Below are 24,392 nucleotides of genomic sequence, written 5' to 3'. Positions count from 1 at the left end.
CCTCACGAAAGGAGCAAGCGTTATGGCACGGAAACGTAAGCGCAAGGGCAACTATCCTAAGCGCAGACCGCCGCTAGACGAGCGCCATTACCGCGCTATCGAAATGCTAACGAGAGTCCCGCGCATGAATTACGAGGAGATAGCAGCGGAGTTAGGCGTTGACCGGCGCACATTATACCGGTGGCGCGAGCGGCCGGACTTTCAGCGTGCGTACAAAGAGCTGTCTCGCGCGGTAGCTAAGGCGAAGTTCAAGCATATGAAGGCGGACATGTTGTCGTATGCTCTGTGTGGAGAGACGGGCGTTGTTACGTGGTTCTTCGAGAAGTCCGGTTATCTGGCGTAGACAGTCGGGTTCTTGTAGCGCCGTGTAACCTTTTCGCTAAGTGGCGTTGATACTGGTGATATTCCGGTTTCATACCGTGAAACTACGTGTCCCAAAAGGTTACGGATTCGAGTGTGGTCCGAAACAACACGCACACTGTCCCGTTTGGTGGCGTAAAGCTACGTCCTGAGCGGGATTACGGCGTCAAATTGCCGTGTGATTTAGTGTGAATTCCTTCGTATTTTTTGAAAATATTCCGCAGCAGCCTCGAGACGCGCGACCCCTCCGAAATTTTCAGCCGCAGCAGCCGCATACCGGACGATAGCGCCAAACTCAGGGGGTTACGCAAGGTTACGCCAGTCACCGTATGTATAACGTAATAATTACGAATGTATACGCAATGTATAGCGCCGACCCTGCGTAACTTTACCGCAATAAAGCGGACTCAGTAATGGCGCGGCTTTTAACGTTTAATGGCGTTAAGCAATCGCCTATGTATAACGTATGTATAACGGGTCATTTCGGACGATAACGCATGTGAGGTATAAACGTAGATACGGCGCGGGTTTGTGAAGGGTGTCAAGTATTTATAGTTTAGTATAAAATTCGCATTTTGTGAGGATATCCACGCATATTTATGCATGGCGTTTATGCAGTCACTATCGCATATAGACGCGTCAGTCTGGTAAAGCAACGGGGTATGCGCGGACCCCCAACCCACCCCCGAAGGACCGCCGCATTTGCTGTTCGGAGTTTGCGCGCAGCAAAAATAACTCGCCGGGTTACGTCAGTAACAACGAAGGGACTACGCATAAGGCTGCGGATAATTCCGTTACCTTGCGTAGTCCCTTATTTGCGTTTATAGGTTCTCTAGTGGGCTGAATTTGCGGTGATCGTCCTTTACCTCGCTGCTGAATAGGCTAACGTATGTCCTAACCTGGTCCAGGCTAGCATGGCCCAAAACGGCTTGGAGAGCGAATATATTGGCTTTGTTCTGTACGCTCATCTTAGCGAACGTATGGCGCAGCGTGTGGCACGAACATCGTACGCCAGTTATTCCGCCGCGGCGTCCGTACAACGCAACCTGTATCTGCACCTGTCTCCGCGTAATCGGCGTGTTATCAATCGTCACGAACAGCGAGTCATGCTCTAGTTTACCGCGTAACTGCACATACTTCGCAAGTTGCTGCCTCATCGTAGCTTGAAACGGTAGAGCGCGATCCTTGCCGTTCTTCCCCGCTACAAGAATCATCCCCGTTTTCCACTCGATATCCGAAAGACAAACGTCGGTAAGCTCCCGAACGCGGATTCCAGTTTCTAACATAAGCATTAGCATCGTTTTGTCCCGCACGCCTATAAACGTCCTGGTGTCTGGCTGAGCGAGAAGAATATGCACCTGCTGCTTAGTAAAAGTAGGGACCGCCTTCTTCTTTTGGCGTATCAGCTTCATTTTACGCATTGGGCTGGCTTGCATGTGTCCTTCCCGTACAAGGAAGTTAAACAGCGCTCTCGCGGCTCTGAGTAGGCAGTTTATAGACGTCTCTTTCTGGCCTTCATCCATCATGCGGAGGATAACGTTCTCTTTCATGATGTGTTCTGTGATCGCGCTAGGAGCCGAGTCTAATCCCTGACGTTCGAGCATCCGCTTAAATATACCGAGTTCAGTCCGGTAGAAGTCAAGCGTATACTTGCTAATATTGCGAATCCGGCCGTCGCGCAAAAATAAATCAATAGCGCTGTCCATATCGTCAACCGCATATACCGGCTTATGCTCCGGTAACAACTCCTCCTGCGTTAATTCGTTCTTCCTCCGAGCCATCCGCGATCCTCCCGAATTGTATTCGCTGAGGCTGCGTTAATCGACTAGAGTCGAGCGCGGTGATGTAGATAAGCGTACAATTCCGGTTCACACGATTAAAACGAAAAACGCCGACTGTATACGGTAAATCACCGTTACAATCAGCGTAAATTTCCGGGATTATGCGTGTTCATGCGGAATGCCGATTTTGAGTCGAGCGCGTCTGCCATTCCGCCACACCGGCATAAAAAAAGCGGACGAAGGGATTCGAACCCTCGACCCTCGCCTTGGCAAGGCGATGCTCTACCACTGAGCCACGTCCGCATGCTACGAATGAAATTTGCCGTTTTTAGCGGCGAAATTTATTATAGCATCTTCATTTGTTAAGCGCAAGAGGCTCTGTGCTGGGCAATTCTAGAACGGCGCAGACTGGGTAGTGGTCGGACGGGTACCGGCCTTCGTACCGATGGCGGTCTACCCGCACAGCTTCCACCACACACTCCGGAGAGGTGAAGATATAGTCGATGGGCAGCCCGTCCACACCGCCCCGGAAACCATGGAAGGTCCGGCCGGGTTTGCTCTCCCGAGGACCAGGCGGCAAAACGGCGTAGGCGTTCCGGTATCCGGCCTGCTCCAGCCCGCGGATAACCGGGTGCTCCGGCTCCACGTTCATATCCCCCGCAAGAATCAGCGGCGTTTCCGGCGAAGCCTGCTTCAGGCGCTCCATTCGGTGGCGGATCAGCTCCATACCCTTGATTTGGGCCTCCTGGCTGATATGGTCCAGGTGAGTATTGAACACGGCGATGTTCTGGCCGTTCCGCAGCGACCGCAGCCGTACCCAGGTGCACATGCGGGGGCAAGCCGTATTCCAGCTTAACGTTCCCAGTGTCTCCGGCTGCTCGGACAGGCTAAAATGCCCCGCTTCTTCAGGCAGCCAATTGGCTGTGTTGTAGAAAATCGTACAGTGCTCGTCCTCGCGGCCTCCCCGGCGTCCCTCGCCGATCCACCGGTAGCCGGGCAGCTCCGCCTGCAGGTCCTTCAGCATGCCGTAGCGCCCTTCCTGAGTGCACAGTATATCCGGCTGCTCATGGAGAACAGCCTGGGCCGCAGCATGAATGCGGCGGGTCCAGGCATTGTCGCCGTCGGCTTCCACCATCACCCGGAGGTTAAAGGTCATTGCCTTTAGCATCGTCATATGCGCATATCTCCTTTCCAAGCGTTCTCCAGAACGTTTCGATGTAATCATAAACCTCTTCCCCGCTTTATGCCAGCTTTTGGGCAAAAAGAAAGGGACTATGGATACCCCTCTGTTAAGGTTCCATAGTCCCGATTGCCTCTCCGCTGCATGGGAAAACAAATGAAAAGCGGACGAAGGGATTCGAACCCTCGACCCTCGCCTTGGCAAGGCGATGCTCTACCACTGAGCCACGTCCGCATGTTACGCATGAAGTTTGCCGACTTTTTGGCGGCGAAAATCATCATAACATCTTCATTCGTTTCCCGCAAGAGGGGGCGCAATTTTTTTTGCAGAGTCATTCCGGTTTTATTCCACTTTGCCAATATCCTTGGGCGGCCACACCCGCAAAACGGCTTTGCCCTCAATGCTGGTCAAAGCGATAGGGCCCAACTGACGGCTGTCCGTGCTTCTCTCCCGATTATCTCCCATTACAAACACATGTCCCTCCGGAACGGTATAAGGCACGGCCAAACCCGCGGCGTACGTCATCCCTTTCACATACGGCTCTTCTTGCAGCTCGCCGTTTACATATAACCGTCCGTCCTTTATATCAATAATATTCCCGGGCACCCCGATCAGGCGTTTGATCAGGCGCTGTTCATACTCCGGCCCATCAAGAATGACAATATCTCCACGGCTAGGGTCACTGAACCGGTAAGAGAGTTTGTCCTCAATCAACCGCTGGCCTTCATATAGAGTTCCCTGCATGGAGACGTTGCGGACTTCCGTTTGGGCAAAGGCGTAGGTCTGAATCAGAAAGTTGGCGGTGAAGGCGATGGGAATAATCAGCACCCATCCCAACACCTCCCGGATCAGACTGTGTTTGGCCAAGGCGGCCTTCTCATGTTTATCCAAGTGATATTCTCCTCTCCGTATCTTCGTCTGTAAAAATTAGGTGTTTATGTATACGCCGGAAACAAGCGTTAGTTTCGTTTGTTTTGCGACTGTGACCACGAACGGCATTCGCGGCGATCACTCATTATCGTGTATAAACAACTACACGCAGCATGATATAATGAAATTGAATTGGAGTTGATAACCATGGAGTTTGAATTGCTTGATCCAAGAGTCGATGTGATTTTCAAGCGAATTTTTGGAAGCGAACATAACAGGGATGTATTGCTGGCGTTCTTGAACAGCACCTTCCGGGAGGCCGGAGAACCTCTCTTGACGGAGATAGTGTTACTGAACCCATATACGGAGGCAGACAGTCCCAGTGATAAGCTCTCCATCATGGACATCAAGGCCAAGACAGCAGACGGACAGTTGATCAATATCGAAATGCAACTATTCAATCCGTACCATATGGAGAAGCGGACGCTTTTCTACTGGAGCGAAATGTATTACCACCAGATTCCGAAAGGCCACAATTACAATACACTGAAGAAGTGTGTCACCATCAATATTCTGGACTTCACTCTTCTGAACAATGACCGATGCCGCTGGAGGAAGGCGGGCTGGTCAATTGGCTGTTGTTTTTGAAAGGTGTGGACAAATCCAATTGGGAGGTGCTGGCGATGAATGAACCGATGCTGAAGAAGGCGATGGATACGCTGGAATTCTTGAGTCAGGATGCCGCGGCCCGGATGGAGTATGAGGCCCGGATGAAGGCTCTTAGTGACGAGAAGTCGCGGATCGAAGGGGCAAGGCTGGAAGGTGAGGCAAGAGGAGAAGCGAGAGGCCAACGTCAAAAGGCAGAGGAAATGGCTCGTGAGCTTCTGGCTCTTGGGGTAGACATCTCCATAATCTCCAAAGCCTCCAAGCTGTCAGAGGAGGAAATCAGAAAGCTAATGCCTCTACAATGAGGAGAGCAGATGCGGGAGAAAGCAATGGATACACTGAACTTCTTGAGCCAGGATGCCGCACGAATTGAAGGGGCGAGGCTGAAGGGCGGAGGAAATGACTCGCAAACTTCTATCGAGTGTCTCGTAGTTCGATTCATATTTCATAACAAAAAGAAAAAGCCTTGATATCAAGGCTTTTTTCATCTAACATATAGTGCGGTCGAGAGGACTCGAACCTCCACGAGCTTTCGCCCACTACCCCCTCAAAGTAGCGTGTCTGCCATTCCACCACGACCGCATATTCTATTAAAATCAGGCAAAACTAACAATAACATGCTGAGGGATAAAAATCAAGAAAAAGAAGCATGAGCCATGTAGGACTCGAACCTACGACACCCTGATTAAAAGTCAGGTGCTCTACCAACTGAGCTAATGGCTCGCAAAGGGAAGGGCGATCGAAGGGAATTGAACCCTCGAATGTCGGATCCACAATCCGATGCGTTAACCATTTCGCCACGATCGCCACGGACAAAACAAGGTAAAGTGGTGGAGGGCGATGGATTCGAACCACCGAACTCGTCAGAGAACAGATTTACAGTCTGCTGCGTTTGGCCACTTCGCTAGCCCTCCACGTAATGGTGCCGGCTAGAGGACTTNGGGAATTGAACCCTCGAATGTCGGATCCACAATCCGATGCGTTAACCATTTCGCCACGATCGCCACGGACAAAACAAGGTAAAGTGGTGGAGGGCGATGGATTCGAACCACCGAACTCGTCAGAGAACAGATTTACAGTCTGCTGCGTTTGGCCACTTCGCTAGCCCTCCACGTAATGGTGCCGGCTAGAGGACTTGAACCCCCAACCTACTGATTACAAGTCAGTTGCTCTACCAATTGAGCTAAACCGGCATATAAGGTACGGAGCCGACGAGATTCGAACTCGCGGTCTCCTGCGTGACAGGCAGGCATGTTAGGCCTCTACACCACGGCTCCGTATTAAAACTAAAAGTTCTTGGGCCCCCGCAAAGTACTCGGAATCAGCTTCGTCAGCTTCTCTTCACTTTGTGGGGATTTTACTATTGCGGGGGCAGGATTTGAACCTGCGGCCTTCGGGTTATGAGCCCGACGAGCTACCGGGCTGCTCCACCCCGCGTCGTCAACATAATAAGGATTAGCTACGGAGAGAGAGGGATTCGAACCCTCGAGACGCTTGTGGCGCCTACACGATTTCCAATCGTGCTCCTTCGACCAAACTCGGACACCTCTCCATACAAGTCGAACGTTTGATATTGTAACCGACCGAGCCGAAAAATACAACAGCTGCTTCAAAAAAATTTCTAAAGTGTCTTAGCGCATTTATGGCCGGACCTTCAATATAACATGATGTTTTTCAAAATGCAATGGCGTTTTCCCAAAAAAACCGGGAAACCAAGGGAAAACCCTCTCCAGCAATGGAATTGCTGCGGGCGGCATGCTACACTAAAGCAGTCCGGGGCAAGGCCCGCGGGCGAAAAGCAAAAGCTTATGCTTACGAAGCAGGCTTTCCGAAGGAAAGCCCTGAGGAGGAACAATGATGTCTGTTCATATAGATCACAAGGAAATAGAGCTGCTTGCCCCGGCAGGAGACTGGGAATGTATGCGGGCGGCAGTGGCCAATGGAGCCGATGCCGTTTATTTCGGCGTGGAGAAATTCAATGCCCGGGCCCGGGCCAATAACTTTACCATGGACGAGCTGCCGGATATTATGGCGTTTTTGCATATGTACGGAGTGAAGGGATTCCTGACCTTTAATATCCTTGTTTTTGAAAATGAATTGGAGGATGCCCGGCAGTTGGTGGAGGCCTGCGTCAAGGCGGGAGTGGATGCAGTCATTGTCCAGGATCTGGGCCTGGTCCGGATGATCCGGGAGATTTCCCCCGACTTCCCCATTCACGGCTCCACCCAAATGACCATTACCTCCGCCGAGGGAGTAGAGTTTATCAAACCCTACGGCCTAAGCCGCGTGGTGCTGGGGCGGGAAAACAATCTGAAGCAAATCCGCGCCATCGGAGAAGCGGCTGCTATGCCGCTGGAGATTTTTGTCCATGGGGCCATCTGTGTCTCGTACTCCGGGCAGTGTTTGACTAGTGAAATGTGGGGCGGCCGCTCCGCCAACCGCGGGGAATGCGCCCAGGCCTGCCGGCTGCCGTATGACCTGGAGGTGGACGGGGATGTGAAGCCCATGGGGGATGTCGCCTACCTGTTATCCCCCAAGGATCTGGCTGCGCTGGACCTTGTACCGGAGCTCATCGAAGCGGGCGTGTCCTCCTTCAAGATTGAAGGCCGGATGAAAAGCCCCGAATATGTAGCCAATGTCACCTCCAAATACAGAGCGGCCATTGACCGGCATTTGGAAGGCAAGCCTGTTGAACCCAGTGTGGAGGAAATCCGGGAGCTGGAGCAGAGCTTTTCCCGGGGGTTCACCCATGGATTCCTGAGGGGCACTAACCACCGGAAGCTCCTGGATGGCACCTATCCCAAAAGCCGCGGCGTTTATCTGGGCAGAGTGAAGGAAGTGCTGAAGGATGCGGTGCTCTGCGAGCTGGTGGGGCCTGTGAAGCGGGGCGACGGCATTGTGTTTGATGCCGGGGACCCCACCAAGAAGGAAGAGGGCGGACGGGTGTATGACCTGTGGCGCGGGGAGCAAAAGGTGGAGGGGGAATTTCCCGAGGGTACGGTGCGGATCATTATGGGGCGCAATGATGTGGAGGTCGCCAAGATTCACCCCGGCAACCGCATCTGGAAAACCAGCGATCTGAAGCTGGACAAGCGGCTGCGCCAAACCTTTGAGACAGAGAAGCCTTACCGGGTGTTCCCCCTTGCCGTGCGTGTAGCCGGTTCCCTTGGGGAGCCCCTCCGTACCTGGTGGACAGATATGGAAACCGGGAATAGCATCTATAAGGAATCCGAGCTGCTGCTGGAGCAGGCCATGAAGCGGCCGATGGACCAGGCTTTTCTGGAGGAGCAGTTGGGGCGGACGGGCGGAACCCTATTTGAACTGGAACAGCTGGAGGCCCACCTCAAAGGAGAACTCATTCTGCCCATGCGGGAGCTGAACCGGCTGCGCCGGGAAGCGGTGGAGGAGCTGGAGGATGAGCGGCGGAGAGCCCCTGCATACACCATGCGCCCCATCCGGGTCTATGAAGATGCGCACCAGGCAAAGCCGAAGAACCGTGCGGCGGTGAAGCCGGAGCTGACGGTGCTGTGCAGAAGCATGGAGCAGGTGCAGGCTGCGCTGGAGTGCGGGATCGGCCGGATATATGCCGACTTTGAGTTTATCAAGCAATTTCCCGAGGCGGTGCAGGCTGTCCGTGCCGCCGGGCCTGACCGGCAAATCGGCTTGGCCGCTCCCCGCATCCATATGCCGGGCGAAGGGGGATATTTCCGCAATATTTTGCGGCTTGAACCGGATGCCGTGCTGGTGAGAAATACGGGAGCCCTGCAGGCTTTTTTGGAAAGCGGACGGGAAAACCCGGATTTGGCTAGACCTAAGCTGGTGGGGGACTACTCCCTGAATATCGCCAATCACAAGGCGGCTGCGCTTTTCCTGGAGGCGGGCTGCTCCTGGATTGTGCCCTCCTATGATTTGAACATTCAGCAGATGACGGATCTTCTGGAGCGGTCCGACACCTCCCGGATGGAGATTGTAATTCAGCAGCATATGCCCATGTTCCATACGGAGCATTGCGTATACTGCACCTTCCTAAGCGAAGGCTCGGATTACACCAACTGCGGCCGCCCTTGCGAATCGCACCGGGTATCCCTGAAGGACCGGGTAGGCTTCTCCCATCCTGTTCGGGTGGATGACGGCTGCCGCAACACCGTGTACAATGCCATCGAGCAATCCGGGGCCGAGTACTTGCAGCACTTTATGGACCTGGGTATATCCAAATTCCGCATCGAGTTTCTGGAGGAGACGGCGGATAAGGTGCGGGAGGTAATCAAGCTGTACCGGGAGGCGATGGCCGGACGGATTTCCGGAACGCAGGTGTGGAAAACGCTGAAGGCCACCAACCAACTGGGGGTCACCCGGGGCCAATTGACGCGCTAAAAAGCAGGACTGTCTTGATGCCATTGCAGGATGGCAGGGGGACAGTCTTTTTTACAAGATAATTTAATTTGGGGGAATTTTTCTGAGAGCTTCGCTGATGCCATGCTATAATAGTCTCGTACCCATAAATTGAAGCGTTTTAATTTGCTGAAATGGTGTCAAGGAGGGCTATTCCGTGTACAATTTTCGTGAAATTAGGGAAGCCATCTGCTCGGAGGCAGCAGGATGGACGGCTTCTCGGAATCCTTTCGGAGTGGATTGGAAGGAGAAGCTGAGAAAGCTGAAGACTGAGAAAGTGTTTAGCGGCTATGTGGAGGAGGCGACTGCAGAGGCTAAACGGGCGGCCGACGAGCCGATTGGCGTGTTGCCGTTTTCCCTGTTTCATTTGTTTGAAAAGCAAGGATCGCGCCTGGAGTTTGAGCGGCCGTACTTTGACCGCCGTGGCAGACTGGCCGGCCTGGTGTTTGGCACGCTGCTTGCGGATGCGGATGAATATTTGCCTGCTCTGGAGGATCTGATCTGGGAGATCTGCAATGAGTTCACCTGGTGTCTGCCGGCCCATCTGGAGCAGGGGCTGGAGAAGGTGACCGCTTTTACCCATAAGCCGGAAGCGGTTATTGATCTATTCGCGGCGGAAACCGCCCACAGCCTGGCAGAGACCCTGTATCTTCTGGAGGGGCGGCTGAACCCGTGGATTGTCCATCGTGTACGGACGGAGATTGAAAAGCGGACCTTCCGCCCGCTGTATGAAGAGCCCGCCCGGTTCAGATGGGAGTCGCAAACCCATAACTGGTCGGCGGTGTGCGCCGGAGCTGCGGGCATGGCCTTGCTTCTTCTGGAGACGGACAAGGAGCGGCTGGCCGGTATCATTGACCGTCTGGTGCGAACCATGGAATGTTACCTGGAGGGCTTCCAGCCGGATGGCGGCTGCGCCGAGGGGATCGGATACTGGGTTTACGGCTTCGGCTATTATACGTATTTTGCCGAGATGCTGGAGACGTACACGGGTGGAAAGATCCGGCTGTTGGATAATGAAAAATGCCGCAGGATCGCCGAATTTCCGTTGGCCGCTGCCCTGTCCGACGGCTGCTTCGTCAGCTTTTCCGATGCCTCCGACAAATCGAACCTGAGCGCGGGTCTGGTTGCCCGGCTGGCCGAGCGTTTCGGGCTGGAGGTGCCATATTTGCCCGCCCCCCGCTTCCACAGCGACCATTGCTACCGTTTTGCCCATCTTTCCCGCAATTTCTTCTGGTCCAAGGCAGAGCTTATGGGCCGGCATACGCCGGAAGGGGAGTGGGAGCTGGAGGATCTGCAATGGGTGGTCAGCAGACGGAAGGCGGAGAATGGCCTGGTATCCTTCTCAGCCAAAGGCGGTCATAATGAGGAGCCCCATAACCACAACGATGTAGGCAGCTTCATTATTCACGCCAGCGGCAGCAGCATTTTGACTGACCTGGGAGCCGGGGTATACACCAAGGAATATTTTGGTCCGAAGCGGTACACTTTCCTTCATAATTCCAGCCGTGGGCATTCGGTTCCGGTAATCGATGGGCAGGAGCAGCAAGGCGGTCGGGCATACGGCGCAGAGGTCCTGGAGAAATCCCTGTGTCCGGGCTCCGTGCGCCTCACGCTGGATGCCACAACTGCATATCCGGTGCCCCATCTCCGGCAGTACCTGCGGAGCTTCGATTGGTCGTTCGCCCCGGGCGGGTCCAAAGGCAAGCTACTATTGACCGACCGTTTCAGCTTCGGCAAAGCCCCGGCATCCCTGGAGGAGGTTTTCATCTCCCTGGAGGCGCCGGTGCTGGAGGAGGGAATTGCCACCTGGAAGAATGGCAATGGTGCTGTGTCACTTGCATATGACGCCGCCGCTTATGCGCCGGAGGTGGAGGTTATTCCCACCCAGGCCCATCAGGGAGAGCCGATTACCGTCTACCGGCTGGTGCTGAAGGCGCTGGAGCCGGCAGCGGAGCTGGTCTTTCGCGGCGAGTTCCGCGTGGAGGCGGGCAGCGGAGAGTAGCCCCGAATGGATATAAACCACCGCTTGTTGTCTGCCCGCCGGCAGAGGACAGGCGTTTTTTTTCGATTGAGCGGGAAATCTCTTCAACCTATGATTTGTCCCCCCAAAAGTAAATGCAGCGGGATTGTTTGTAAGCCCTTTCAAATCTAGTATCGAGCTTGGGTAGACCAACCCTGCATACCAAAAAGGAGGCAGATCATGAAAAGGAGACTATTTACGCTGATGTTGGCTGTAGCCGTGCTTGTGACGGCATTCGTGCCCCAACTTGCATTACCGCCAAAGGCGCAGGCGTCGGGGGGCACCGGAGAAAAGCTGCATTACTACCTGACCCCGAACAATTTTACTACCTTCGGGTCCTGGACACTGACCGGCACTTTCGTAACCGGACGTACTTCCCCCAATCCGGGAGAGGGGGAGGCTCCCGAGGGGGAGCCCGCCATCGTCAAGGTCAATATTCAATCCGGCGGCCAGTACAAGCTGTGGGTCCGTGACCGGGATTATGCCACCAACCAACCGGGTACAAGATCCTTTCATGTAGGTGTGGACGGGGTGAGGCTGGAGAAAAAATTCGGTACTCACGGCCAGGAAGGCTTCCGCTGGACGGAAGCCGGCACCTTCAGCCTGGAAGCGGGCGTGCATGAGTTGGCATTGCATGACACCTCGGCCTTTTTTGCCAGGTGCGAGGGCTTTTTTCTGACCAAGGATCTGGGCCTGGTGCCTCCGGAGGATAAGAACCAACTGCTGGCGCTGACCCCGCCGGAGGACTCCTTCTCCTTCCTGCCTTCGGCCGGATTCCCGGAGTGGGCCACGGAGGATGCGACTGCTGCAGAAACCGCCACAATCGAGAACGGGCGGGTTAAAGTGGTCTTTTACAAGGGAGAAGGCCAGCAGGGGCCTTTGGTGCAGAATGAGATTTACGTGAAGGACGGAGAGGCATGGACCAAGGTCAAGGCCAAAACCGAGCAATTGGGCTTCCTGCTGATGACCGCGGCGAACAGCCGGCTGGCGGGACAAGAGGAGCAGTTTGCCCAACTGCAGCAGGAGGTGGCTGTTGATGGAGGAGGCACGGTCAGTGCTATTGTCACGGATTTCTTCCGCACCGGCATCCCCGTCTGGTTTATCCCAAGCGGCTTTGAGAAAATCAGCGAGGATCGGGTTGATCTCCACTTTGACAATCCGCAGGCCGAGCTTACAGTCCGCTTCGAATTTGACGAACTGAGCTATGAGCCGAAGGTGACGCTGGAGGCGCAATTCCCGGAGAAGGGCGCCTATTCCTTTATGTTTTTCAACGGGAATGAAACCCCTTACAATGATTATGAGACGGTGACCGCTCCCCTTCTGTACGTAAAAAAGACGGTCCCCTCCGCTCCTACAGTGATTCCGGAGTCTTATTTGTTCACACCCATGGCCACCTTGCATTACGCTGCCGGCAATGCCCGTTTTGCCGGTAAGGAAATGACCTCTGGGATCGTGATGGACCCCTCATCCGTTCCCCAAGATTACGCCTATCCGGAGACCTCCTCCTTCGGTCTGGTGCTCCGGGGGCCCAAGGGAGACGTGCGGCCCCAATTTACCGCGCCTATGTTCGGAACGGCGCATAGTCTGTTTGAAGCCGGCGACCATTATACGGTCTCCTACCGGATTATCAATGAAGCAGGCTCCTGGTATGACACCTTCAAGCATGTGGCTCAGGATTTGTTCAACGCCAAGGATGTGCGCACCAACTATTTCCATTCGCTCAATGAGGCCATCTACAATGCAACCGATCTGATGATGGACGATGATTACGGCGGCTGGGACCCTGCGAATATGGCCTTTTACAATATGGAAGAGCAGGATTTGACCACCCAGTCCAACAGCATGTCTGCGCTGCAGCGTTATTTGCTTACGGAAGACAAGGATATTCTGGAGAAGCGGGCGATTCCCACCTTGGCTTACCTGTTGGGAAGGCAGAAGTATCATTTCAAGATCACCGGAGAAGGAACAAGCACTTACGCAGGCGCACTGCCATCGCAGGTAGGCGGACCCGTGAGCAATTACAGTTCCCATATCTATGGCGGTCTGTATGAGATGACACAAGGCCGGATGCCGTATCTGCTGGATCATGCCCTGCAATCGCCCTCCAGCGGGGCTAATCTTACGGGGGTAGCTGACCAGGCGGCCATGTACAAATTCACCGGCGATGAAGCCAATCTGGCCAATCTCCGGGCGCAGGCGGATCAGTATCTGGCTACCAACCCCGGCACCAAGAGGGAGAGCCGGTTTGTCAGCGGCTTTATCTACGGCGATTATATTCCGATGGTAGCTACTCTTCTGAACGCTTATGAGGCCACTGGAGAGTCCAGGTATCTGGAGGGGGCCAAAGAGAGTGCGGAGCTTCTCCTCACCGGCCTGTGGACAACGGGCTACCATGACAATTACGCGGAAACTGATTATACCGTTACTCAGGAGAAGTCGGGCACACGGCCACTGAACGCCAACAAGTACAACTTCTGGTGGCATGGCGAACAGCAGTGGCGGCTGGGCAATGTGGACGGAGAGGCCAAATCCGCCCAGGAGCTGGGCGTTCCCCTGGAGGAGGAGACGGCTCCGGGCTGGCTGGGCGGCCGTGTGGGTATGGGCACAGAGCATCCGGTAACCCCGGGACACGGCAATGTGATCACTATGAACAACTGGGCGGGCATGCTGTCGAAGCTGTCGGTGTATACCGGCGACCCCTTCTTCTATACCATGGCGCGGAATGCCATGATCGGCCGCTTCGGCAATTATCCCGGATACTACCAGGACCGCATCATCTTCCACCAGATGAAGGAAAACTACCCGTATACGGGGCCTGATTTCACTTCCATTTACTGGCACCATATTCCCGTCTTCATCAGCATGCTGGAGGATTTTCTGATCAACAGCGCCTGGGTTAAGTCGGAAGGGCATGTTTCCTTTCCTTCCTTATTTCAATCGGGCTATGCCTATTTTGCCAGCAATCAATTCGGCTTCGCTCCCGGTTCCTTCTATGGCGAAGAGGACATGTGGCTGTGGCTGGACCGGGGCATCATCCAGCCGGACAGCGTGGAGATCGATTACGTTGCCGCCAGGAAGGACGGGGTGCTGGGACTGGCATTGATGAACGAAGGCAGCCAGGACCTTGCGTCCACCATCAGGCTGGGGGAAAAGGTGGACCCGTCACGGCAATATTCCGGTCTGGCTACTGTGTACGAGGCAGACGGCAGCACGAGTACGGTTCAGGTATCCAACGGCGAGTTTGACATTGTGATTCCTGCCAAGGGCATCCGGTCGGTGGTGCTGCACGGGATTTCCGCCGTCCACACTCCGGCGTTTGCCAACGCAGATTACCAATACTCCAATTTCACGGATACTACCCTGGTGGAGCATATCCGGGGTGAAGGACATGTCATCCAAGTGACCCCGGACAGCTATTATGCCTATGTGTACTCGGAGGATATGAACGATACCGTAAGCAAGATGACCATCAACTACTCCATCGGCGAAGAGACCTTCACGGCGGAAAAGAGCGGATATCCCTATGAGTTCCTGATTAAAGTGGAGGATGCTTCCAAACTCTTCAGCTATCAGCTCATAGCCACCAAAATCGGCGGACAGACGGAGCAGCTGGGCGGCGGGGAATTAAAGCCGTATGACTTCAGCAAGCCGGGTATTGTCACCAAAACCGAAGAGCAAGGGCGCACCGCGGCCTTCCATACCTGGGGGGTATACAGCAGCACCGACAATGGTCTCTTGCAGGTGAGTGTTCCGTCAGAGGATTTCCTCCCGCTGCTTCCTGCCGACAACAATCTGCAGGGAGTGAAGGTTACCGGCCTGTTGACCAATTCTGCCAACGGCAGTATCAGAACGCTGAACAGCGTCATTGCCGCCAGCAAGCCGGACAGCAGCACAAGGAGGGTGACGCTTTCCATCAAGCCCACCAGCGGAGTGCCGCTGGCGGATTACAGCGGTTGGGACTTCTCCCTTTGGGTAAAGGTTCCCGAGAATCTGGCAGTAACATATGGGCGGATTGCGGTTCCGGTAAATACGACGGGCATGAATGTGGACCGCAACGAAATCCGGTGGGTGGTTCCACTGTCGGTTTTTCCCTTCCCTGTAACGGACAATAAATTAAACGGCTTGCGTATTTACGGCACGCTTACCAACAAAACAGACCAATCGACACTTCAATTGGATTCAGTCATTCGCCGCCACGAGCCGAGGGGGACTGCAGGAGTCGAGACCGTGCTGGTGGTAGAGCCTACAGCGGCGGTTCCGCTGAATGATTACAAGAACTATACCTTCAGCATTGGCGTCGATGCGCCAAAAGGATGGAAAACCCCGCCTTTTGCCGCGCCCTTCGATGCGACGGTCAGAACCACCGGTACGGTCGGTACGAACTTGAAAGTGGTTGTGGAGCCGAACGACTTGCTCTTGCCCTTGCCCTTCACCTTCACGAAGGATTCGCTGAACGGTTACCGGATTGCCGGAGAGTTTAAGAATTCCACTGGAGCGATCATCCATAAGCTGGACAGTGTCATCCTGAGCAGCGCAGTGCGTTCAGACGGCGGAATTGATCTCGTCGTACCGCCCACCTCCCGCATTCCGTTGCAGGCAAATTACGTTCGTACACAGGTGACCATCTATCCCCAGGTGCCGGGCTTATGGAACCAGGACGCATTATGGGACGGGGATTTCCTGTACAAGGTGAATCCGGCAGGGAACGGCGTCACCATTACAGGATATGCCGGAAGAGGGGAAGTGTCGATTCCGGAACAGCTGGCAGGCCTGCCGGTCACAGCCATCGGTGAATCGGCTTTTCAGAACAAGGAGCTGACTGCGGTGTCCATCCCGGAGACAGTTACGAGCATCGGCGCCTCCGCCTTCCGTGACAATGCCTTGACTCGTGTGGTGCTGCCCCCTCAGGCGGCCTTTATCGGGAATGCGGCGTTCCGTCTGAATTCACTGACGGAGTTTATTGTAGGAGGGGCTGATACTGCCTTCGGCAACGGCGTACTGGCCTACAATCCCGCCGAGATGACCGTATACGGATATGACGGCTCCACAGCCCAGGCTTATGCCGGGGGAAACAGCCACAGCTTTGCGATCATTGCTCCCCCGGCCATCAGCCTCCAGCCCGATGGGAATGAGAGCTGGTCCCAGACCGCCGCCACTCAGGTAACCGTGTCTTCCGCGGGAGCCTCCCGGCCTGCCGGTGTCTGGACGCAAAGCGAGGAGACCCCGGACGGTACTGCCGATTGGGAACCCATCCAACCGGACGGAGCCGTGGACAAATCCGGCGGCAGCGGCCCTTGGTATCTGCATGTGCAGGCGGAGGATATGGCCGGACAGCCGGTTTATGCCCATTCCCGGCCGTTCCTTCTGGATAACACGGGTCCGGTCCTGGAAGTAGGGATGGAGACGGAAGACGGTTTGCTGTACGTACCTGGAAGCTGGACCTCCCAGTCCGTCACCGCCAGCGTCTACGGAACGGATCTGCATAGCGGCCTTGCCGCATTGCTGGTATCCCGGGACAATGGAGCAAGCTGGGCGGATATCACCGCCAGCCAGCAGGTGACGCTGGAGGAGGAGGGCATTGCAGCCCTCCGGTTCAAGGCTGTGGATCAAGCCGGCAACGAAACAACGATTGATCATGCAGTGAAAATAAGCAGAAGCGGGCTGCAGCTTACAGCGGCTTTGGCGAAATCTGACGGCAGCGGCTACACCGGCGGGACGTGGTCCAATCTGCCGGTAACGGCAGACGTGTATGCGGCTAATATCCAGGGACCTGCCGTGATATCTCTTATGCACTCTTCCGATCATGGCGCCTCCTGGCAGCCCTATGCGGCTCCCCTTGTCTACAGCGGGGACGGGGAATATTCGCTGTGGGTTCGAGCGGAGGATGAGCTTCAGCACATGCTGACGGAGCAGACGGTAATCCGCATTGACCGGACGGCGCCGACGGTGACATTGGCGCCGCTGGGCAACCCTGCGGCAACCCGGCAGGATTCAGTTACGGTGGCGGTGTATGATGCGGGAGCCGGAGTAGCGGCGGATTCACTGTTCTATATTTGGTCCTCTGCAGCATTGGCGCCGGAGTACAGCGCTGCCTGGCTTGCCTTCATCAGCGGCGGAGAAATCTCCGTGCCGCAGAACTATGGGGACTGGTATCTTCACTTGAGGGCCCGGGACCAAGCGGGCAATGAAACAGAGCTTGCCTCCTCCGTATTCCGTCTGACCCCGCCTGAAGATAGTGGCGGGGAAGGCAACAACGATGACAGCGGCGATGAAGCCGGCGGTACCGGTGAAGCGGGCCGTCCCGGGCAAGCTCCGGGAGGCAGCGGGACAGAGGCATCCGCCAACAGCAAACCTTCGCCGGCCGGCACCCCAGCCGGAGAAGGCAGCCCGCCTCTGGCCCAGGCTGCATCCTTCCGGGATATAGCCGGTCACTGGTCGGAGCCCATCGTCCGGGAAATGGCCACGCTGGAGATCATTACCGGTTATCCCGACGGCAGCCTCCAGCCTGACCGGAGCATGACCCGCGCCGAATTCATCGCTGTTGTTGTCCGGGCCATGAAGGCGGAGGCAGCCTCGGATTATGTGTTCCCGGACACTGCCGGCCATTGGGCCGAACCGTTAATAGCTGCGGCATATGCCATGGGCTGGACAGGCGGGCTCACAGAGGACCGGTTCGGGCCGGATGAGGCGATTACGCGGGAGCAGATGCTGGTGATTCTGATAAGGGCGCTGAAGCTGTCCGGGCAAACCGGAGCTGCAACGGGCTTCACTGATGCGGACAGCATCTCCCAATGGGCAAGCTCCGCCATTGCTTTGGCTGTAGAGCGGGGAATTACAGACGGCTATCCCGACGGCAGCATCCGCCCCGGGCAATCTGCCACCCGGGCGGAGGCGTTGACTGTGCTGGCAAGGGCGATCGCGCTGATAAACAAATAAGATAGATTCACCGGACAGTTGCGGCTCTGCGCGGCAGGGAGCAGCTGTCCGGTTTTTGTGTATAAATGTGTATGTTCAAAGTTGCTTTTACACCCCTAAATGTAAAAGTAGTTGGCTTGTTAATAAAAATGGTACACAATTATAATGAAAGAAGGATTGACAGCGTTTTCAGTCCTCTTTTGCCAGACTGCGTTATGCCAGAGGGGGAAGACAGAATGTATAAGCTGATAATCGTCGATGATGAAGAAGAGATCAGGGACGGATTAAGCGAATTGGTGGATTGGACCAGTCTTGGCTTTGTGGTAGCGAAGAAGCTTGAGGATGGATCTCATGCCATCCGGTATTTGCAGGAGCATCATGTAGATGCTGTTTTGACTGATGTCAAAATGACCTATGCCAGCGGGATTGATCTGGCTCAATATGTGCGCGAACACAAGCCGGACACCAAAGTGGTGATTTTGAGCGGCTTCCAGGAATTCGCACTGGCCAGGGATGCCATTCGGTATCATGTATCCCATTATTTGCTGAAGCCTACTGACCTGGATGAGGTGGCCAATGTTTTTCGCCAAATTGCCGCGGAGCTGGATGAAGCAGCCCGCAAGCGGGAGCTGGATTTGCGCCAGAGCCGGGACATCAATAGCCTGCGTCCGCTTATGATGGAGCAGTTTTTTTTCAGTCTGCTGGCAGGGGCTCCTTGGGGACAGAATATAGAAGAGCTTCAGGGGCGCCTGCGCCAGTCGGGCTTGCCTGTCGATCCTTTGAACGGGAAGGTTAGCGAGATGAAGGCAGAATGGAGCATGGCGCATCAGGCCGTGCAAAAAAATGTAGACAGGCACACCATTAGCGCGGCTATTACCAAAGAGAAGGAGCAGATTTATTATACCTGCATCCATGTCTCGGATAACCGCTTCGTCATCATCGGCAGTGCTCTTGTCCCCATGTCCGAACACGATCTCTTAAAAAGAACGGAGCAGTATTTCATGCATGTCCAAAATACATTTCTCTCCCTTTTGGGTGTCTCCATTCGGCTGGAGAGCCTGAAGCTGTACGAAGGGCTGTCAGCGTTGCTCGAGAGCTACCATGAGCAGCGGGATCTGTCTCCCGGAGAGCCGGTAACGGCTGAAGAAGAGCAAACAGAGAGGGAAAAGGACAAGGACCGCATCATTATCAGAGAAGCCAAGCAGTATATTATGGACCATTTCGAGATGGATTTGGCTTTAACGGATGTGGCCCGGCATGTGGGCCTGAATCCGGTCTATTTCAGCAGATTATTCAAGCAGGAGACAGGAAAAAACTATTCGGATTTTGTCATCAGCATTCGAATACAGAAGGCGATGGAATACTTGAAGGATCCGTTCTACAAGGTATATGAGATTGGGCATCTGGTGGGATATAAGAACACCAAGTACTTTCACAAGCTATTTAAGCGGCAGACGGGCCTGACTCCCTCCGAATACAGGGACCAGCTATGAAAAAGATGGATTTGAAGATTTGGCAATATATCCGGTATTACAGGTTCAATAGTATTTTGCTGCGGAATTTCATCTTGATTATGACCTTGATCATCATCCCGCTGGTTGGGATCAGCGTCTATGTATACAGCCATAACGATGCCAATATGCGGGGAGAAATAGAGCGCTCCGCCAGCAATGAGCTTGCCCGTACCCGGGATTCGGTAGACATGATTCTGGCCGAGACGGAACGCTTCACCGTCAGGATCAAGTCGGATCCCGATGTTATGCTGTTCCTGAGTCAACGTCATTCTTCACCGCTTGCCTATGAGGATGCCCAGCGGATTTTGCGGATTGAGCAGATTATGCAGATGGCAGAGATGACCAGCCCGTATATCGATTCCATATTCATCTATTCGGAGCTGAACGATTTTCTGCTGTCAGTCGGTTCGAGAATCAATAGCCAGAATCCTTACTACAAATGGTGGCCGGTCATGTATGCGGAGCAGCCGCATTCGGCCCATTTCTGGATAACGGGAGAGGAGCCGGAGAGCAAGCAGCGGACGCTCAGCTTTGTCAACCGCAGAGTGTCTTATAACGAAAAACTGGAAAACAGCGGAGTTGTCAGCATCAATATGGATATAACAGCGCTTGGGGGATTGATTGACGGGGATATCCCGGAGCGGAGCATCTATATTCTTAATTCCCAAGGGAATATCGTGTATAACCGGGCAATCGAAAAGCTGAACCGGACGTTGGAGGAAACGGATCCTGAATTAAGCCGGTTGCTCGCCGATGGCTTCGCCTCCACGATAGTTGAACTGAAGGATCAGAACTATGTCATCTCCTTTATGCCCTCCGCTGCCCTGGACGGGTGGAGCTATCTGTCGGTTGTTTCTCTTCAGCTGTATCAACCCGAACGGTCACGGATCATAAAACTTATGGTGGTGCTGCTGGTGGTCAGCATATGCACCTCCATTTTGCTGGCATTCATAATAGCTGTAAAAGGCTACAGTCCCATCAGGAAGATTATGTCTCTAATTGAAAATAAGGAAAATCCCTTCATCATGCTGACCAAGTCCCCCTCCCCGACCAAACAATGGAATGAAACCGGCTATATTCTCTCTAATTTGACAGCTTCCTTCCATCAAAGTAAAAACATTGAAACCGAGCTTCAGGAAAAATATGAGCTGCTGCGGAAAGCCCAGGCGGTGGCTTTGCAGGCCCAGATCAATCCCCATTTTTTGTACAACACTCTGGAGTCCATCAATTGGAAGGTAATGCGTTTGACCAATGGCAAGAATGAGGCTTCCCAGATGCTGCTTTCCCTGTCCGCCTTGCTACGGTTGACGCTTGAGACGGAAGAGGATCTGGTGCCCATCAGCAAGGAGCTTGAGCATGTGAAGCTGTATATGGAAATGCAGAAGCTCCGGTATAAGGATAAGATTGCGTTCAACTTTGTCGTGGAGGAAAAGCTGCTTGACTGCAAAATCGTGAAGCTTGTGCTGCAGCCCCTCGTGGAGAACGCCATTTATTACGGAATCAAGCAAAGCGGCCACAACGGAACCATTACCATTCGTGTGTTTGCCCGCGGAAGCAGCATCGTGGTGCGGGTTAGGGATAACGGTGTGGGTATACCGCCGGAGATGGTATTTGAGCTGAACGACAGCTTTAAGCATCATCATCTGCAGGAAAATAAGCATATTGGTCTGCGGAATGTGAACCAGCGGCTTCGTCTGGCTTTCGGCGAGCAATACGGCCTCTCCATACGGAGCAGGCCGGGAGCGGGAACCATTGTGGAGATGACCCTTCCTGTATTGAACGAATCCTCAAGGACACCATAGTTTTTTTCATACCGAAACCTTGATTTTGCCTCCTTAAAAGTAAAATGGGAGGGGTTGAATGAAAGCCCTTTAGTGCCTACTATTATGGGGTGATTAGCGAATTGTACATCATGTGGTAGAGCGGCAGAACCCGTTTTGCGCATAAGGAGGAATTGCTCGTGGGAAATCGTGTATATGTACGGGACTACACAGTGCCGGGTGAATGGGACAGCGCCGAAGGTATCCGTCAAGCCATCCTTGCTGCCAAGGAGCAGGAAGCGGAGGAGCTTATCTTCGAGGCTGGTACGTACATGCTTAAAAGCTGGATCACACCGGATTATATGCCGGATGCTCGTACAACCCTCAGTCAACAGGATGTAGGCCTGATATTCCATATTTATCTGAAACAGATGCATGGGCTCCGTGTAATAGGGGCTGTTGACGGACAAGGTAATCCGGCCACCGTTCTTGTCGGCTATAACGACCAGAAGGTGCACAGCTTCCTGCCGGCGATTATGAAAGCGGAGGAATGCGACGGCCTGATTCTGGAGAATATCGCCTTCGACCGTTATCCTCAATTCGCTTCTGCGGGCAAGGTTCTGGAGGTTGCCGGGGATGAGGTTACCGTTGAGGTAGCGGAGGGCAACCCCTGTTACGACGGAATGGGTACGTACTGCATAAACCGCTTTTCGCCGGATGGGACAACCCTGACAGGGGAAAGTGTTACCTACGGCGATGGAAGCGGCCAAAACTGGGTACTGGCCGGAGAGCGCACCCTTGTACTCAAGAATGCCGATGTAGCCTCCAAGGTCCGCAAAGGGGAATGCCTGTCTTGGCATCAGGGGGCCAAGACCGATTTTCAGGTGAATCTGACCCGGTGCGGGGATCTGGTTCTGAACAATATCAGAACCTACAATTCCAACGGGTTTGCCATGCAGGCGCACAGATGCAGGAATATTAAAGCCAACAAGGTCGTGTTCAAGCCGCCTGTAGGCAACCAACTCTTCACAGCCCCAAGGGACGCCTGGAAGCTGTTGAAGTGCAGCGGCATCATTGAAATCAGCGGAATGGTTGTTGAGGGCGTGAGAATGGACGGGCAGAACATGCACAGCAATTGGCTGGAGCTGCATCAGATCGTGTCGTCCCATGAGGCGGTTTTTAACGGCCGGGGATTTCCGAAGGAAGACATTCCGGATAACTCGGAAGTGGAGTTTTACAACGGGGAGCAGATGCTGGTCGGCCTCGTTAAGGAAAGCAGGATGGTCCAGGGAGAGGACGGCAAAGTCCGTTGTCACATCGTATTCGCCGATCGTTTGCCCGATTGGGCAGAGGAGGGCATTCTCTGCGCAGCCAAGGCTTGGGAGCCCGAGCGGTACCTCTGCCGCGATTCCCACTTCCGAAATATTGCCGGAGCGGGGCATCTGGTCCGCTTCGACAATCTGGTTCTGCTCAATTGCAAGTACGAAAATCTGATGAACCCGGGAATTCTGCTGGGGGCGGAGCTGCCTGTCCATATGGAAGGCGGGCATGCCACCAATATCTTAATCAAGTGGTGCGAGTTCACCAATTGCGGCTTCCATCCCCGGTACGAGGCGGTGGGCTGCATCGGAATCCGCTCCGCGGGGCTTCACGGTCCCTATAACAAGGATATTATCATTTCGGATAATCTGTTCAGGAATTCGCAGGTTGGCATTCATGTAACAGACGCCCGGAATGTATATATGATCCGCAACAGGTTTGAAGGAATAGAGGAGCCTGTCCGGGTGGAAGAGGAAACAACGGATCATATTGTCGTATACGAATGAGAACAGAATTGGGAATGATAGTATTTTCTTGGCGAGGATAAAAGTACCCCCTTATTTGTAAAGGCAGCGGCGTTGCTTGAAAGCCTTTTCAGAAATAATATATAAATATCTTCCCTCTGGAGGGAGGCAAGGAGAGGAAGTGGCATGATGCCCAGTCAAGAGGCCATTACAGCGCTGAAGCCCGTTCAGCAGAGGAAGCAGCTATCGCTGCTCAAGCACCTGGTCAAGTACAAATGGCTTTACGTGTTTCTAATTCCGGGCTTTACGTATCTTTTGATATTCAAGTACATTCCCATGTTCGGCATTGTGATCGCTTTTAAGGATTTCAGTTTGGTTAAGGGGATTTGGGCCAGCCCATGGATCGGCTTCGAGAACTTTACCTATTTGTTTCAAGCTCCGGATTTTTACAAGATTCTGAGAAATTCCATTGTTTTGAGCATGTATCATATTGTGTTTGGTTTCCCGGCACCCATCATACTGGCGCTCATGCTGAATGAGGTCAGGAATTTGGCCTTCAAAAGGATTACCCAAACGATTCTCTACTTGCCCCACTTTATCTCTTGGGTTGTGCTTGCAGGCATGATTATCAACTTCCTGTCTCCCTCTACGGGACCGGTGAATTATATGATCAAGGGCATGGGGCATGACGCGATTCCGTTTCTGCTGAAGCCGGAATACTTCCGTACCATTCTTGTTTCGGCGGAAGTATGGAAGAGTGTAGGTTGGGGGACGATCATCTATCTGGCGGCCATGACGGGAATTGATCCGTCGCTGTATGAATCGGCCAAGCTGGACGGCGCGTCCCGCATGCAGCAAATCCGCTATATTACCATACCCGGAATTGCCTCGACCATAACGGTACTGCTGGTTTTGCAAATGGGGCATATTTTGGACAACGGCTTCGAGCAGGTATTCCTGCTCTATAATCCCTCAACGTATGACGTAGCGGATGTATTCGAAACCTATACGTATCGGATCGGGCTGATAGACGGACGCATGTCCTTCGCTGCAGCCGTGGGGTTATTCAAGGCAGCGGTAGGGCTCATTATGGTCATTACGGCCAATCGGATTGCCCGTTTCTTTGGAAATCAATTATGGTAGGCAGGTG

11 protein-coding genes, 11 tRNA genes and 1 pseudogene are annotated in these 24,392 nt (G+C 54.0%); 9 read left to right on the top strand and 14 right to left on the bottom strand.

The annotated features are described in order from the left end of the window. Window positions 1–22: 22 nt before the first annotated feature. On the top strand, window positions 23–343 hold the full coding sequence (locus DQG13_RS08240) for a phBC6A51 family helix-turn-helix protein (protein WP_113019273.1): 321 nt from the start codon (window positions 23–25) through the stop codon (window positions 341–343). An 838-nt stretch (window positions 344–1,181) separates the two neighbouring features. Here DQG13_RS08240 and DQG13_RS08235 read toward each other — a convergent pair. From DQG13_RS08235 to lepB, 5 genes are all read right to left on the bottom strand, one after another. Next, window positions 1,182–2,141 carry a tyrosine-type recombinase/integrase gene (locus DQG13_RS08235; protein WP_113019272.1) on the bottom strand — a complete coding sequence of 320 codons (960 nt, stop codon included), beginning with the start codon at window positions 2,139–2,141 and terminating at the stop codon, window positions 1,182–1,184. 231 nt (window positions 2,142–2,372) lie between these two features. Beyond that, window positions 2,373–2,444, bottom strand: a tRNA-Gly gene (locus DQG13_RS08230). A 52-nt stretch (window positions 2,445–2,496) separates the two neighbouring features. Next, a complete protein-coding gene (locus DQG13_RS08225) occupies window positions 2,497–3,315 on the bottom strand; it encodes an endonuclease/exonuclease/phosphatase family protein (protein WP_258525538.1) in 819 nt (272 codons plus the stop codon). A 168-nt stretch (window positions 3,316–3,483) separates the two neighbouring features. Beyond that, window positions 3,484–3,555, bottom strand: a tRNA-Gly gene (locus tag DQG13_RS08220). Window positions 3,556–3,663: 108 nt separating this feature from the next. After that, the gene (gene lepB / locus DQG13_RS08215; protein ID WP_220094339.1) at window positions 3,664–4,212 is read right to left on the bottom strand and encodes a signal peptidase I; all 549 of its coding nucleotides are present in this window, start codon (window positions 4,210–4,212) and stop codon (window positions 3,664–3,666) included. A gap of 186 nt (window positions 4,213–4,398) precedes the next feature. Here lepB and DQG13_RS08210 point away from each other — a divergent pair. Then, window positions 4,399–5,162, top strand: a pseudogene (locus tag DQG13_RS08210) (Rpn family recombination-promoting nuclease/putative transposase). 194 nt (window positions 5,163–5,356) lie between these two features. Here DQG13_RS08210 and DQG13_RS08205 read toward each other — a convergent pair. From DQG13_RS08205 to DQG13_RS08165, 9 genes are all read right to left on the bottom strand, one after another. Beyond that, window positions 5,357–5,439 (bottom strand) — tRNA-Leu (locus DQG13_RS08205). A gap of 68 nt (window positions 5,440–5,507) precedes the next feature. Beyond that, window positions 5,508–5,580: transfer RNA gene (locus DQG13_RS08200), tRNA-Lys, on the bottom strand. 11 nt (window positions 5,581–5,591) lie between these two features. After that, a tRNA-His gene (locus DQG13_RS08195) sits at window positions 5,592–5,664 on the bottom strand. Window positions 5,665–5,685: 21 nt separating this feature from the next. Further along, window positions 5,686–5,771: transfer RNA gene (locus DQG13_RS08190), tRNA-Tyr, on the bottom strand. Between the two features lie 111 nt (window positions 5,772–5,882). Continuing rightward, window positions 5,883–5,968 (bottom strand) — tRNA-Tyr (locus DQG13_RS08185). Window positions 5,969–5,974: 6 nt separating this feature from the next. Continuing rightward, window positions 5,975–6,050 (bottom strand) — tRNA-Thr (locus DQG13_RS08180). Window positions 6,051–6,060: 10 nt separating this feature from the next. Then, window positions 6,061–6,134: transfer RNA gene (locus DQG13_RS08175), tRNA-Asp, on the bottom strand. A gap of 86 nt (window positions 6,135–6,220) precedes the next feature. After that, window positions 6,221–6,294: transfer RNA gene (locus tag DQG13_RS08170), tRNA-Met, on the bottom strand. A gap of 25 nt (window positions 6,295–6,319) precedes the next feature. Continuing rightward, window positions 6,320–6,409: transfer RNA gene (locus tag DQG13_RS08165), tRNA-Ser, on the bottom strand. A 305-nt stretch (window positions 6,410–6,714) separates the two neighbouring features. Here DQG13_RS08165 and DQG13_RS08160 point away from each other — a divergent pair. The 7 genes from DQG13_RS08160 to DQG13_RS08130 all read left to right on the top strand — a co-directional run bounded on the left by DQG13_RS08160 (window position 6,715) and on the right by DQG13_RS08130 (window position 24,385). After that, on the top strand, window positions 6,715–9,231 hold the full coding sequence (locus DQG13_RS08160; RefSeq protein WP_113019271.1) for a U32 family peptidase: 2,517 nt from the start codon (window positions 6,715–6,717) through the stop codon (window positions 9,229–9,231). 175 nt (window positions 9,232–9,406) lie between these two features. Next, the gene (locus DQG13_RS08155; protein ID WP_113019270.1) at window positions 9,407–11,251 is read left to right on the top strand and encodes a heparinase II/III domain-containing protein; all 1,845 of its coding nucleotides are present in this window, start codon (window positions 9,407–9,409) and stop codon (window positions 11,249–11,251) included. Between the two features lie 198 nt (window positions 11,252–11,449). Further along, on the top strand, window positions 11,450–18,205 hold the full coding sequence (locus DQG13_RS08150; protein ID WP_113019269.1) for an S-layer homology domain-containing protein: 6,756 nt from the start codon (window positions 11,450–11,452) through the stop codon (window positions 18,203–18,205). 215 nt (window positions 18,206–18,420) lie between these two features. Beyond that, window positions 18,421–19,677, top strand: a complete 1,257-nt coding sequence (locus DQG13_RS08145; RefSeq protein ID WP_181592645.1) for a response regulator — start codon at window positions 18,421–18,423, stop codon at window positions 19,675–19,677. Next, window positions 19,674–21,500 (top strand): sensor histidine kinase, encoded by a 1,827-nt coding sequence (locus tag DQG13_RS08140; RefSeq protein ID WP_113019267.1) that lies wholly within the window; start codon window positions 19,674–19,676, stop codon window positions 21,498–21,500. Before DQG13_RS08145 ends, DQG13_RS08140 begins: the two co-directional genes overlap by 4 nt. Window positions 21,501–21,658: 158 nt before the next feature. Continuing rightward, window positions 21,659–23,284, top strand: coding sequence for a right-handed parallel beta-helix repeat-containing protein (locus DQG13_RS08135; RefSeq protein ID WP_113019266.1), 1,626 nt, complete (start codon window positions 21,659–21,661; stop codon window positions 23,282–23,284). 144 nt (window positions 23,285–23,428) lie between these two features. Next, window positions 23,429–24,385 carry an ABC transporter permease gene (locus tag DQG13_RS08130; RefSeq protein ID WP_258525537.1) on the top strand — a complete coding sequence of 319 codons (957 nt, stop codon included), beginning with the start codon at window positions 23,429–23,431 and terminating at the stop codon, window positions 24,383–24,385. Window positions 24,386–24,392: the final 7 nt, after the last annotated feature.

This window comes from Paenibacillus sp. YN15 (assembly GCF_003285005.1).
Taxonomy (GTDB): Bacteria; Bacillota; Bacilli; order Paenibacillales; family NBRC-103111; genus Paenibacillus_AR.
Note: the sequence above shows the minus strand (reverse complement) of the source record. Positions and strands in the feature narration are given on the sequence as shown.